This is a genomic window from Streptomyces sp. NPDC014864, assembly GCF_043081525.1.
In the GTDB taxonomy this organism is placed as follows: Bacteria; Actinomycetota; Actinomycetes; order Streptomycetales; family Streptomycetaceae; genus Streptomyces.
Genome location: NZ_JBIBWT010000001.1, coordinates 753,585 through 766,227, shown reverse-complemented (window position 1 = coordinate 766,227; position 12,643 = coordinate 753,585). Strand labels below are relative to the sequence as shown.

Annotated in this window: 14 protein-coding genes and 2 pseudogenes; 9 read left to right on the top strand and 7 right to left on the bottom strand. The window is 68.2% G+C overall.

What is annotated here, in order from left to right; translation table 11 throughout:
* The first annotated feature begins 423 nt into the window (after positions 1-423).
* Genes ACF1A5_RS03635 through ACF1A5_RS03625 form a run of 3 tightly spaced genes read left to right on the top strand, consistent with a single transcriptional unit; the run spans position 424 to position 3,151 of the window.
* Positions 424-1,383: an ABC transporter substrate-binding protein gene (locus tag ACF1A5_RS03635; RefSeq protein WP_392191133.1), complete on the top strand. Its 960-nt coding sequence runs from the start codon at positions 424-426 to the stop codon at positions 1,381-1,383.
* 32 nt (positions 1,384-1,415) lie between these two features.
* Complete coding sequence (locus ACF1A5_RS03630; RefSeq protein WP_392191132.1) at positions 1,416-2,351, top strand: amino acid ABC transporter permease; 936 nt, start codon at positions 1,416-1,418, stop codon at positions 2,349-2,351.
* 47 nt (positions 2,352-2,398) lie between these two features.
* Positions 2,399-3,151, top strand: coding sequence for an amino acid ABC transporter ATP-binding protein (locus ACF1A5_RS03625; RefSeq protein WP_392191215.1), 753 nt, complete (start codon positions 2,399-2,401; stop codon positions 3,149-3,151).
* Positions 3,152-3,225: 74 nt separating this feature from the next.
* Here ACF1A5_RS03625 and ACF1A5_RS03620 read toward each other — a convergent pair whose 3' ends face one another.
* Entirely contained in the window at positions 3,226-3,630 is a 405-nt protein-coding gene (locus tag ACF1A5_RS03620; protein ID WP_392191131.1) for a hypothetical protein, read from the bottom strand.
* A gap of 206 nt (positions 3,631-3,836) precedes the next feature.
* Positions 3,837-3,995: pseudogene (locus ACF1A5_RS03615) on the bottom strand (SAM-dependent methyltransferase); the annotation flags it as partial.
* An 86-nt stretch (positions 3,996-4,081) separates the two neighbouring features.
* Here ACF1A5_RS03615 and ACF1A5_RS03610 point away from each other — a divergent pair.
* The gene (locus ACF1A5_RS03610) at positions 4,082-4,732 is read left to right on the top strand and encodes a CGNR zinc finger domain-containing protein (protein ID WP_392191214.1); all 651 of its coding nucleotides are present in this window, start codon (positions 4,082-4,084) and stop codon (positions 4,730-4,732) included.
* Here the strand turns inward: ACF1A5_RS03610 and sodX are convergent.
* Complete coding sequence (gene sodX, locus ACF1A5_RS03605) at positions 4,615-5,049, bottom strand: nickel-type superoxide dismutase maturation protease (RefSeq protein ID WP_392191130.1); 435 nt, start codon at positions 5,047-5,049, stop codon at positions 4,615-4,617. The genes ACF1A5_RS03610 and sodX overlap by 118 nt on opposite strands.
* Positions 5,050-5,194: 145 nt before the next feature.
* Between sodX and sodN the strand changes: the two genes are divergently transcribed.
* Positions 5,195-5,590 carry a superoxide dismutase, Ni gene (gene sodN / locus ACF1A5_RS03600; RefSeq protein ID WP_356186063.1) on the top strand — a complete coding sequence of 132 codons (396 nt, stop codon included), beginning with the start codon at positions 5,195-5,197 and terminating at the stop codon, positions 5,588-5,590.
* Between the two features lie 7 nt (positions 5,591-5,597).
* Here the strand turns inward: sodN and ACF1A5_RS03595 are convergent.
* The 3 genes and pseudogenes from ACF1A5_RS03595 to ACF1A5_RS03585 all read right to left on the bottom strand — a co-directional run.
* Positions 5,598-5,850, bottom strand: a pseudogene (locus tag ACF1A5_RS03595) (site-specific integrase); the annotation flags it as partial.
* Positions 5,851-5,857: 7 nt separating this feature from the next.
* Positions 5,858-6,514 carry a hypothetical protein gene (locus tag ACF1A5_RS03590; protein WP_392191129.1) on the bottom strand — a complete coding sequence of 219 codons (657 nt, stop codon included), beginning with the start codon at positions 6,512-6,514 and terminating at the stop codon, positions 5,858-5,860.
* Positions 6,515-6,598: 84 nt separating this feature from the next.
* Positions 6,599-7,018, bottom strand: coding sequence for a hypothetical protein (locus ACF1A5_RS03585; protein WP_392191128.1), 420 nt, complete (start codon positions 7,016-7,018; stop codon positions 6,599-6,601).
* Between ACF1A5_RS03585 and ACF1A5_RS03580 the strand changes: the two genes are divergently transcribed.
* The 4 genes from ACF1A5_RS03580 (at position 7,017) to ACF1A5_RS03565 (ending at position 11,765) form a co-directional block, all read left to right on the top strand.
* Positions 7,017-8,630, top strand: coding sequence for a trypsin-like serine peptidase (locus tag ACF1A5_RS03580; RefSeq protein WP_392191127.1), 1,614 nt, complete (start codon positions 7,017-7,019; stop codon positions 8,628-8,630). The genes ACF1A5_RS03585 and ACF1A5_RS03580 overlap by 2 nt on opposite strands.
* Before the next feature lie 870 nt (positions 8,631-9,500).
* Positions 9,501-9,911, top strand: coding sequence for a helix-turn-helix transcriptional regulator (locus tag ACF1A5_RS03575; RefSeq protein WP_392191126.1), 411 nt, complete (start codon positions 9,501-9,503; stop codon positions 9,909-9,911).
* Between the two features lie 9 nt (positions 9,912-9,920).
* Positions 9,921-10,340: a VOC family protein gene (locus ACF1A5_RS03570; RefSeq protein WP_392191125.1), complete on the top strand. Its 420-nt coding sequence runs from the start codon at positions 9,921-9,923 to the stop codon at positions 10,338-10,340.
* Between the two features lie 87 nt (positions 10,341-10,427).
* Complete coding sequence (locus ACF1A5_RS03565; RefSeq protein ID WP_392191124.1) at positions 10,428-11,765, top strand: serine hydrolase domain-containing protein; 1,338 nt, start codon at positions 10,428-10,430, stop codon at positions 11,763-11,765.
* A 254-nt stretch (positions 11,766-12,019) separates the two neighbouring features.
* Here the strand turns inward: ACF1A5_RS03565 and ACF1A5_RS03560 are convergent, their stop codons facing one another.
* Positions 12,020-12,604 (bottom strand): dihydrofolate reductase family protein, encoded by a 585-nt coding sequence (locus ACF1A5_RS03560; RefSeq protein ID WP_392191123.1) that lies wholly within the window; start codon positions 12,602-12,604, stop codon positions 12,020-12,022.
* Positions 12,605-12,643 lie beyond the last annotated feature (39 nt).

Sequence of the window (12,643 nt, the reverse complement as noted above, 5' to 3'; positions counted from 1 at the left end):
CTTGAGCCCCGGATGAGGGGTGTAAAGAACCTTCATACCGGACGGACGGTGTCGACGACGAGTCCATAACGCGAAGGTCACATGACGGCGACCCGACACTTGGCCCAATATGGGGACAAGCACTCGTCGATCGCTTGACAAGCGCTCAAGCGCCCTCAAACACCGCGGTCCTGCTGACCGCATCCTGAGATGCACCGAAGATCTTCCGGCCGGAAGGAGACATTCCCGCAGATGATCCGGCCTTGTCGCACCGGCTTCGCGGGGTTCGGGGGTCGCCCGTTATCCGATTTTGACATAGCGGGCCCCCTGAATATCGCCATTCAAATGGCAAGATGCGGTCAATCACACGAGGTCGCGACACCCGAAGGTGTGTGTTCTCGTCGACCCATCGGCAACGCCACCCATCCGCCGGAGGAACCCATCATGACCGCACGCTCCACCCGCCGTCCGACCGCCGCGCACTCCCGGCTAGCTGCGGTCGGTGCGATCGCGGTCGCAGGCGCCCTGATCCTCACCGGTTGCGGTGACCAGACCAAGGACAACAACGAGGCGTCCGGCAGCTCGTCCGCCGGTTCCGCGCCGCTCGCCGGCAAGCTCCCGGCGTCGATCCGCGAGAAGGGCGTCATCCGGGTCGGCTCCGACATCGCCTACGCCCCGGTCGAGTTCAAGGACAACTCCGGCAAGGTCGTCGGTCTGGACCCGGACCTCGCGGCCGCGATGGGCAAGCAGCTCGGGGTGACGTTCGACTTCCAGAACGGCACCTTCGACGCCCTGCTCACCGGCATCCGCTCCAACCGCTACGACATCGCCATGTCGGCGATGACGGACAACAAGAGCCGCCAGGAGGGTGTCGACCCCACCACCGGCAAGAAGGTCGGCGAGGGCGTCGACTTCGTCGACTACCTGACCGCAGGTGTGTCGATCTACACCCGCAAGGGCGACACCAAGGGCATCACCACCTGGTCCGACCTGTGCGGCAAGAAGATCGCCCTGGAGCGCGGGACCGTCTCGGAGGACCTCGCCAAGGCCGAGGCCAAGAAGTGCCCGGGCGGCAAGAAGCTCACCATCGAGGCCTTCGACGACGACCAGCAGGCCCAGACCCGTCTGCGCTCGGGCGGCGCGGACGCGGCCTCCTCGGACTTCCCGGTCGCCGCCTACGCGGTGAAGACCTCCGGCGGCGGCAAGGACTTCCAGCTCGTCGGCGACCAGGTCGAGGCCGCCCCGTACGGCATCGCGGTCGGCAAGAACAACACGCAGCTGCGTGACGCGCTGAAGGCCGCGATGGACGCGATCATCAAGAACGGCGAGTACGAGAAGATCCTGACGAAGTGGGGCGCCGAGGACGGCGCGGTGAAGAGCTCCGTCGTCAACGGCGGCAAGTGACCGCTCCGAGCGGGCACTGAGAGGCAATACCCGTGACTGACATCGACAAGACGGCGGGGCCGAAGGGCACGCCCCCGGCGGGCGCGGAGGCCATCAAGGCCATCCCGGTCCGGCACTACGGGCGGTACGTCTCCGCCGTCATCGCGATCGCCATCATGGCCGCGATCATCTATGCATTCGCCCAAGGCAAGATCAACTGGGGCGCGATCCCCGACTACTTCTTCGACAACCGCGTCCTGCAGGGTGTCGGCAAGACGCTTCTGCTGACCCTGCTGTCCATGGCAATCGGCATCGCGGGCGGCATCCTGCTGGCCGTGATGCGCCTGTCGAAGAACCCGGTCACCTCGTCCATCGCGTGGTTCTACATCTGGTTCTTCCGCGGCACGCCGGTCCTGGTGCAGCTCGTGGTCTGGTTCAACTTGGGGCTGGTGTTCGAATACATCAACCTCGGTCCGCTCTACAAGGACCAGTGGTCGGACTTCATGACCCCGTTCCTGACCGCGCTGCTCGGCCTCGGTCTGAACGAGGCCGCGTACATGGCGGAGATCTGCCGCGCCGGCCTGCTCGCGGTCGACGAGGGCCAGACCGAGGCCGCGCACGCGCTGGGCATGAGTCACGCCAGGACGCTGCGCAGGATCGTCATCCCGCAGGCGATGCGCGTGATCGTGCCGCCGACGGGCAATGAGGTCATCAACATGCTGAAGACGACCTCGCTCGTGTCGGTCGTCCAGTTCTCCGAGCTGTTCCGGGTGGCCCAGGACATCGGTCAGACCTCCGGCGCCCCGGTGGAGATGTACTTCCTCGCCGCAGCCTGGTATCTGCTCATGACGTCGGTGCTGAGCGTGGGTCAGTACTACATCGAGCGGTACTACGCCCGCGGCTCCAGCCGCAGCCTGCCGCCCACACCGTGGCAGAAGATCAAGGCCAGCGTATTCTCCTTCGGCCGCCCGAAGGGAGGCATGGCATGACCGACAGGTTCAGCAAGACCGAGACCCCCAAGGACACGTCGGTGGCGATGGTCAAGGCCGAAGGCGTCCACAAGTCCTTCGGGCAGGTCGAGGTCCTCAAGGGCATCGACCTGGAGGTTCGGCCCGGCGAGGTGTTCTGCCTCATCGGTCCCTCCGGCTCCGGCAAGTCGACCTTCCTGCGGTGCATCAACCACCTGGAGAAGATCAACGCGGGCCGTCTGTACGTCGACGGCGAACTGGTCGGTTACCGGCAGCAGGGCGACAAGCTCTACGAGCTGCGCGACCGCGAGGTCGCCATGAAGCGCCGGGACATCGGCATGGTCTTCCAGCGCTTCAACCTGTTCCCGCACATGACCGCGCTGGAGAACGTCATCGAGGCGCCGGTGCAGGTCAAGGGCGTGGGCAAGGGCGAGGCCCGGGACCGGGCCATGCAGCTGCTGGAGCGGGTCGGTCTCGCCGACCGCGCGGGGCACTACCCCTCGCAGCTCTCCGGCGGCCAGCAGCAGCGCGTGGCGATCGCCCGGGCGCTGGCGATGGACCCGAAGCTGATGCTGTTCGACGAGCCGACCTCGGCCCTCGACCCGGAGCTGGTCGGCGACGTCCTCGACGTCATGCGCGACCTGGCCGAGTCCGGCATGACGATGGTCGTCGTCACGCACGAGATGGGCTTCGCCCGCGAGGTGGGCGACAGCCTGGTCTTCATGGACGAAGGCGTGGTGGTCGAGTCCGGCCACCCGCGTGAGGTGCTGACGAACCCTCAGCACGAGCGCACGCAGTCGTTCCTGTCGAAGGTGCTCTAGGAAGCACGGTGGGCCCTGCCGTACCGCTCCGGTACGGCAGGGCCCACTGTCCATGGCCCGGCTTCGACCGGTGACTACCTGGGGGTTATGTACCCCGTGTAGGCCCATGACTCGTTGTGCTTCGCGCCGGTCTTGCCCTTGCGGGTGAATCCCATGAAGGACACGTAGTTGGTGCGCCCTTCCTTGAAGTCGTAGTCACACACGACCGGCCCGTTGAACGAGCCGTTCGCGTCTTCGCACTCGCCTTCCCGACCGGACCCGTCGTACGCGTACCACTTGACCACGGCCCGCTCACCGTCGGCCCTCAGGTCGTCCACGATGAACTTGTCGCCGTCGCCGTCGAAGCAGATGCTGTACGCATTCTGGTCAACCGTGCAGACCTTGCTGTACGCCTGAGCGGGCGTAGTGGCGACGACGCTTCCCGTCAGTGCCAGTGCCAGCGCCGCTGCTGAGGTCGCAGCAGCCCTCACTCCCCGCATGATTCCCCCTTCACGTGCTCACGGTCTTCGACCGGCGCCGCCCCCCGAGGACGGGAAAACCCCTGGATGTCGTCAGTGGGGCCACGTTGCCGCCACGAGGCGGTGGGCTGGTCAGACCCGGAGCGCTTGACGATCTTTCGTCACGAGCCTGTCATCGAGGACACTTCCCCAGAAAGGAACTTGAGGAGAACCTGAGGTCCAGGCTCCGCCGGCAGCAGCGCGTCTGAGGGCGAGCACCGCACCGGGCGGGCCCGCGCGAAGCCCTTCTCGCGCGGCACGCGCGCGTGCCACCCGGCGGGGGACGTGTCGCCGTCGGCATGCTCGCCGCAGACCTCGAGGCGGCGGGCGGTGGGTTCGGCGAGGATCGAATGGCCCGTAATACCCTGGAAGCACGACCGGCTGTTACCCGACCGTACCCATGACCGTCGAGCGCCTCCATAAGGACCACAAGGTGGAACTGGCCTATTACTCGGACTACGCCGTGCGTCTCGTCAACAGCGAGGAACCGGCCCGGGGCAAGGACTCCCTGACCTCGGTCGAGGCCGTCCGCGACCTGTTCAGCGGCAACGCGTCGGCGGCCCGGCGCGCCACCGACGCCGACGTCACGCGCTTCCGTTCGGTGCGGGGCCGGCTGCGCGCGGTCTTCGAGGCGGCCGACCAGGGCGACGAGACCCTCGCCGTGGACCTGCTCAACTCACTGCTGCTGGAGTTCCCGGTCAGCCCGCAGATCTCCGGGCACGACCACCGCGACGACGACGGCCGCCCCCTGTGGCACATGCACCTGGCCGACCACCCGTCCAACGCGACCGCCGGCTACGCGGCCATCGCGGCCATGGGCCTGGCCTTCCACCTCACCGAGTACGGCGTCGACCGGCTCGGCCTGTGCCAGGCCGCACCCTGCCGCAACGCCTACCTGGACACCTCGACCAACCGGTCGCGGCGCTACTGCTCCGACCGCTGCGCGACCCGCGCCAACGTGGCCGCCTACCGGGCCCGAAAGCGCCTGGAGGCGGACCGGTCGGTGAGCACGGGCCTCGCGGCCGACAGCGCCCAGCGTGCCAGCGCCAGCGGCGAGCGCCGGTCCGCCCCGCGCGGCCGGTAGCGGAACCACACCTTGCCGAGGACCAGGTCCTCGGGCACGGTCCCGTAGTCGGTGCTGTCGCCGCCCGCGTACGCGTTGTCCCCGAGCACCCACCAGCCGCCCTCGCGCCGCTCCGCCGCGCGCTTGACGACGAGCAGGTCCTGCTGGAAGGGATGACGCAGAACGATCACGTCCCCCGGCCGGACGCGGGCTCCGTACTGCACCACGAGCTGGTCCCCGTGGTGCAGCGTCGGCACCATGGACGGCCCGGTCACCTCGGCCAGCCCGAACGGCAGCGCCGCTCCCCTGCGGCCGGTCTCCTGCGACAGCTCCGGCATCACCCGGCACCTCCCCGGTTCTTCCTCCACCAGTCTCAGTCTGACCCCGGACTTTTGTCCTAAGCCCAAGGGGGCACTCGCGAAAACGAGCCTTGCAGGGAGTAATGTCCCACCTGAGAAGACGATCACGAGGAAGGAACGCTCCATGCTTTCCCGCCTGTTTGCCCCCAAGGTCAAGGTCAGCGCGCACTGCGACCTGCCCTGCGGTGTGTACGACCCGGCCCAGGCCCGCATCGAGGCGGAGTCGGTGAAGGCCATCCAGGAGAAGATGGCCGCCAACGACGACCCGCACTTCCAGGCGCGCGCCACCGTCATCAAGGAGCAGCGTGCCGAGCTCGCGAAGCACCACGTCTCCGTGCTCTGGAGCGACTACTTCAAGGCCCCGCACTTCGAGAAGTACCCGGAGCTGCACCAGCTGGTGAACGACACCCTCAAGGCCCTCTCCGCGGCCAAGGGCTCCACCGACCCGGCCACGGGCCAGAAGGCGCTGGACTACGTCGCCCAGATCGACAAGATCTTCTGGGAGACCAAGAAGGCGTGATCCTGGATCACTCCATCTGACCTGCGATTTCTTTGGTCGCATGGTCTTCCGGTCCGCACCCGGTCCGCAGCCCGCCGATCACGGCGTCCCTGATGGCCCGGGTGCGGTCTTCTTCGCCCGGCCACAGGTGGGCGTACATCCGCGGGCGTGATGACGGCGGACACACGGCCGAGGTCCAGCTGAACCTGCTTGGCGCTCGCTCCGCCGGCGATGAGGGCGGAGGCGAAGAAGTGGCGCGGGTCGTGGGCCACCCTGTGCGGCTCGCCGTCAGAGCCTGCGGGTGATGAGGTGCTCGCCGTCCCGGGTGGAGACGATGAGGTTCCACGCTCTGGCGTCGTCGCCGTCGTCGCCGTCCCACCAGGTCACGAACGCGTCGGCCAGCTGCTTCACTTCGGCTTTCGCACTGCTGTCGGTGTAGGCGGTGGCGAGTTCGACGTCGTAATCCCGGTCCCCGAGGTGGACAATGACCGCCCGACTGGCATGTTGCGCGGGCTGCTTCACTCCGTTCGCAACGGCCCAGGACCGGAACCGGGCCAGAAGGTCCGGATCGGATTCGCGGCGCGTCACCCAGCCGGTCGGCGGACGGCGGTCCCTTCCCGATCCCACGGCCTGCTTGCAGCCCAGCACCCAGGCCCCGCGGTCCTTCTCCACGACACTGTGCGGCTGAGCAGTAAGTGACCGGCGGACACATCCTCCCCACACCACTTCGCGGATCGCGGCGCCCTTGCCACCGTCCTTGAAGAGCTGTTCGCCCGCACGCCATCCGGCGTCGTACGCCGCTTCGTAGCCGTGTTCGGCGGTGGTACGGGAGGCGGCTGATTTTGGTGTGGTGCTCCCGCCGCTGCCGCAGGACACGGTGATCAGGCCGAGCAGAGCCGCCGCGAAGGTAAGCCCGACCGGCCGTGCTTGTGCGGGTGCGCGCATGCCCCGGTTCCCCTCTCGGTGTCCTCGACTGTCCAGCCGGTTAGAGCCGTTTCACGCTCCCTTGGTTGCTTCATGGAATCGCCTTTACGTTCGATGGTGGGTGCGGATAGGGTCCACGATCGCAATGGATCGGGCCGCTGACCACGGTCCGTGAGCATCTGAGCAAGGGGGAATTTTGAGGCTGAGATCCAGCCTGGCCGTTGCCACCGCGATAGCGGCCACCTTCATCCCGACGTCCGCGTGGGCCGATGCCACACCTTCGGTAACCGGGGGACCGAGCAGCTCACCATTAAGCCCGTCACGATCTGCCTCCCCTTCGAGCGAGGCGACACCGACCACTCCGGCGGCGCCGAGCGCGCCCTCCACGAGCGCGGAGGCGACCACGGCGTCGCCGTCCGTGTCCGGCCCGCCGGACACGCCCAGCCCGGCGCCGAGCGCGAGCGGCACTCCCGGTGACACGACACCCGCGACGGAACTGGAGAAGTTCTGGACGCCGGAGCGCATGGCACAGGCAGTCCCGGTCGACGAGGACCAGTCACTGCCGGGGCAGACGGCCGGTCCCAGCCGCAGCAAGGGCGTCGCCCGGACCTCGCCCTCGCACACCTTCGAGGGGATCAAGGAGGTGGGCACGTTCTTCTGGCAGGACAGCGACCTGAAGTACCGGTTCTGTGCCGGAACCGTCGTCCCTTCCCCGGGCAAGGACTTGGTGCTGACCGCGGCACACTGCTTCGACAGCACAGACCAGCACAAGAAGCTCGTGTTCGTGCCCAAGCACCACCGGGCCGACCCCAAACCGTACGGTCTCTTCCCGATCGAAGTCGGGCAGATCTATGCCGACCCCCGCTACCTGCGCAAGGGCGGTGACCACGACTACACGGACCTGGACTTCGCGCTGCTGAAGACCGATGCCCGCTCCGACGGCAAGAAGGTCCAGGACGTGGTGGGAGCGATACCGATCGGCTACGGCACGGGCTTCGACCATCCCAGGACCAGGGTCATCGGCTATCCCTGGCTGCCGGACGACGACGGCAAATACAAGCCCCATCAGGACCCGCTCGACTGCACGTCGCCGATGAAGAAATTCACCACCGCCAGTTCCGGCGACTGGAAGGGCGGCACCTTCTCCCAGATCGATTGCAAGGGCTACGTGCGCGGAACCTCCGGCGGTCCCTTCATCATCGGCGGCGACCATCCACAGGTCATCGGCGTGACGGGTGGCTGGCAGACGGGCGGGCACAGCGACGACACGTCTTACTCGTCGTACTTCGACAGCGACCTCAAGCGAATCTACGACGCTGCGGTGGCGGGGAAAATGCCGGCCCCTGTTGTGCTGCCGGCCGCGTCGACGTGGAAACACGCCACGGACATCGCCTCCGGATATTTCGCCCTGAAAGGGCCCGTCCCCGACGACCGCATGGACATGTTCGTCCTGTGGTCGGACGGCGAGCTGACGATCTACCGCGGCGCGGACAAGGGCCTGAACTATTTCGACAAGGAGATCAGGGTCCAAAAGCCGAACAAGTTGTGGGCCGACCACGCCAAGCAGGTCGTGGCCGGCGACTTCACCGGTGACAACGGCTCCGACCTGCTCGTGCTCTGGTCGGACGGCGAGGTCACGCTGTACCCGTCGGTGGACGAGAACGGCTTCCACGGCGAGAAGCAGATCGTCGCGCCGAACGCGACGTGGAAGCACGCCGAGGCGATGACCGCCGGCCGTTACGGCGGGAACAAGTGGCAGGACGACCTCGTCGTGCGCTGGTCCGACGGCGAATTGACGGTGTACCAGAACACGGGGACCAGCCTTGGCAAGGAGATCAAGGTCGTCAACCCGAACAAGCTGTGGACCCACGCGGTCGAGATCGGTTCCGGTGACTACACCCAGAACGACACCTGGGACCTCGTGGTGCGCTGGTCGGACGGTGAGCTCACGCTGTACGACGACTTCACCGGCACCGGTGACACCTGGGGCGAGCACAAGTGGAAGGCCCCCAACGATTTGTGGGAGCACGCCATGCTCGTCACCGGCGTCGTCCGCTGGTCCGACGGTGAACTGAGTCTGTACACCGAGGGCAACGGCTCAGGCATCGGCAAGGAAAACGCCCTGGTCAAACCCTAGGATGCGGCGCTGAGCCGCGGTGTCCCGCGGCACACCCCGAGCGGGTGTGCCGCGGGGTGTCCGTCCCTGCAGGGCATTCCCTTCGGCGCGTGCTCCGGGGACGGACCTCTTGGGCTGCCTCGAATTCCGGGGCCCGCCAGTTCGTCGTGCGTGCTTCCGCGACACGCCCCCGGAAATTTCCAATTCGGCAGTCCAGCCATCACAGACCGATGGATCGCATGAGCGCATCCCATGTGATTCGAGGACAGAAGCGAGGAAAGATGCATTCCCTCAGAGTGGCCGCTGTTGCCGCTTTCACCGGAGCGGCATTGATATCAGGTCTGCTCGCGGCAGAATCGGCGGAGGCCGCGTCGGTCCCCAGGTGCAAGGAATGGAAGTCCAACGGCAACGCCACAGGTAATGTGAAATGCGGGTACACCAACAGTCCGACTTCCCACAAGTACCGAGCAGTCGTTGAGTGCTTCAGTAGCACGGGGGTCAAGTACACGGTCTACGGCAAATGGGTCACCCCCATCCCCAGGGACAGGTACGGCGCCACGTCGAGTCGCGCTTGTTCCGAAAGCAGAAACGCTACCGTGATCGACGTCTCGCATGATTTCGCACTAGCGTGACCGTGGGTGAGCAGGACCTCATGATGGGCTCCCCCGGAACGAGCCCATCAGTTCCGAGGTGCATCTGAGAACTCATCCGCTTTCCGACCTCGATTCGTCAGCGGATTCGGTCGATGAGCGGTTCGGCGGTTCGCCCCTGACGTCCTGTGCCGTTGAGGGGCGGGCCGCCGCGTGGTGCCGCAGGCGGACCGGGTTCCACGGGACCGGAGAGTTGCAGGACCTCCCCACCTCTGCGCCCTTCCCGTGCCATGCTGGCCGCATGACTCCCGAAGACCTGGTACGGCTGCGTCGGGCCCGTGACCGTATGGACCGGGAGTACGCCGAGCCACTGGACGTGGCCGCGCTGGCGCGCACCGCGCTGATGTCGCCGGGCCACTTCCAGCGCAGCTTCCGGGAGGCCTACGGGGAGACGCCGTACGGCTATCTCATGACCCGGCGCATCGAGCGGGCGAAGGCGCTGCTCAGGCGGGGGGACCTGAGTGTGACGGAGGTGTGCATGGCGGTCGGCTGCACCTCGCTGGGATCGTTCAGCTCCCGGTTCACGGAGCTGGTCGGCGAGACGCCGAGCGCCTACCGGGCCCGGTCGCACGAGGAGAGTGCGGTGATCCCGGCGTGTGTCGCCCGCACGTTCACGCGGCCCAGTCGGGCGGGAGCGCCGCGGCGGTCCTAGGTTGGGGGTATGGACCTCAAACTCCGCCAGTGCTTCATCGCCGTCGACGACCACGACAAGGCGCTCATCTTCTACCGGGATGTGCTGGGCCTGGAGGTCCGCAACGACGTCGGGTTCGAGGGGATGCGGTGGGTGACCGTCGGATCGCCGCTGCAACCGGACGTGGAGATCGTCCTGGAGCCGCCCGCCGCGAATCCGGACGCCTCACCCGCCGACAAGGAGGCCATGGCCCGCCTGCTGGCCAAGGGCGTGCTGCGCGGGGTCATCTTCACCACGGCCGACTGCGACGCCCTCTTCGCACGGGTCCAGGAGTCCGGCGCGGACGTCGTCCAGGAGCCGATGGACCAGCCCTACGGGGTGCGGGACTGCGCGTTCCGGGACCCCGCCGGGAACATGCTGCGGTTCATGGAACGGTCCGGCGACCGGTGACACGCGCGGCGACCGGCCCGCCGCCCGGACTCCGGAGCGGGCCCGGCCGCCCGGCGGGACCGGCGAGTAGGCGGTTGCGACGACGGCATGAGGAACCCGCGAGCCGACCACGGCACGCCGAACCTCCCGCGCCGGGCGGGAGCCGGTGTCGCGGCCTCGTGCGCGGCCTTCCTCGTCGTGAGCTGCGGCCTGCCCTCGGGGCTCGCCGCCCCGGTCGACTCGCCCTCCTCGCCCGCGGCGACGGCCCGCGCCTCCGACCCCACTCCTCCGGCGCTGAAGCCCATCGACCCGGCCGCGTTCCGGTCCGCCGTGGCGAGTGCGGCGAAGAAGCTCATGGTTCCCGGCGCGGTGGTCCTGCTCCGCACCCCGCAGGGGACCTTCCGGGCGACCGTCGGCACGACGGAGCGGGGCACCGCCCGGCCGCCCACCACGGGCGACCACTTCCGGATCGCTTCCAACACCAAGACCCTGACCTCGGGGCTGATCCTTCTGCTCGCGCAGGACGGCAGGCTCCGGCTGAGCGACCCGGTGTCCGCCTACGTCCCAGGGGTGCCGAACGGCGAACACATCACCATCGCCGACCTGTTGAGGATGCGCAGCGGGCTCTACAACTACACCGACGCGCCCGAACTCGCGGCGAGCCTGGACGCTGACCCGGGCCGGGCCCGCACGCCGCGGGAGATGCTGGCCCTCGCGTTCCGGCACCCGCCGAATTTCGCGCCCGGCACCTCCTACGAGTACAGCAACACCAACTACGCGCTGCTCGGCCTCGTCGCCGAGAAGGCGGGCGGCCACCCGCTGGCCCGGCAGTTCCGGGACCGGTTGCTCGCCCCGCTCGGCCTGGCGGGGACCTCGCTGCCCGGCGCCGAGGACGTGTCCCTCCCCGCTCCCTTCGCGCACGGCTACATGTACGGCGGGACGGCCTACGCGCTGGTCGACCGGCCCTACCCCGCCGGCACGCAGGCGGCGGCCCGGTCCGGGAGGCTCCGGCCGAGGGACTGCACGCACCAGAACCCCTCCTACGCCACCGCCGCCGGAGGCGCCGTCTCCACCGCGGACGACCTGGCCATCTGGATCCGGGCCCTGGTGAGGGGCAAGGTCCTCGGCCCCGCGTTCCAGCGGCAGTGGCTGCACAGCCCGCGGGCCGAGGACCCGGCCGCGCCCGACGGGCAGAAGTACGGGTACGGCATCGCCCACCAGCGCTTCGGTCCGCACGCCGCGATGTACTACCACGGCGGCGAACTCCCCGGCTTCAACTCGTTCGTCGGCCACGACCCGGACCACGACGTCACGCTCGTGATCTGGACGAACCTGACCCTGTCGCCCGACGGCCGGACCACCGCCAACGCCCTGCTGCCCACCGTCCTCGACGAGGTCTACGCCGGGCTTTCCCTGCCCACCTCGCCGGCCGGGGCGGAGTCGTGAGCCCGGTCGGACTCGTGAACCGGAGCGGACTCGTGAGCCGGAGCGGACTCGTGCGGCTCCGGCGAGGCCGCTTCGGGAGCCGCCTCGGGCGCGGCTCCGGCGTGGGACCCGCAGGCCGGGTTCCGGCACGGCCCGGGCCCCCACACCGGCACCCAGGCCCCCAGGGTCTTGTGCCTCCCGATGACCGTCTCCACAGGCTGTCCGCAGTCGGGACAGACGTGTCGTTCGCCGCCCATGTCCCCAGGGTAGAACGGTCAGCGCCGGCGCGCGTACGTACGGACGATCACCCCGTTGGCGAAGGTGCGCACCGACTCCAGGGTGAAGTCGGTGACGGCGAAGCCGGAGCCGAACATCGGCATGCCCGAGCCGTAGACCTGCGGGTACGTCTTGATGACCAGTTCGTCGATCTCGTCGAGCAGCTCGCCCGCGAGCTGCGAGCCGCCGCAGAGCCAGATGCCGAGGCCGGTCTCCTCCGTCTTCAGCTCGCGGATCCTGCCGACCAGGTCCTCGGCGATCACCTCCACGTTCGGTCCGGGTGCGGCACCGAGGGTGCGGGAGGCGACGAACTCGCGCAGGTGACCGTATGGGCTGGTGATCCCGGCGTCGAGGGCGAGCCGGTAGCTGCCGCGCCCCTGCACCACCGTGTCGAAGTGCCGGTCCGCGGTGTCCTCGACGCCGAGCGCGGCACGGCCCTGCGCAGCGATGGTCTCCGGGTACGTCGACGTCAGATACCCGAGGAACTCCTCGTCCAGGAAGGCGAACATCGAGGAGGCGTCGCCGGCCGGGTCGCCGATGAAGCCGTCGATGGAGCATGCGACGAAATAGGTGAGCTTTCGCAAGCGGGTCTCATTCCGTAGGGTGTCAAACTACTCCAGTTG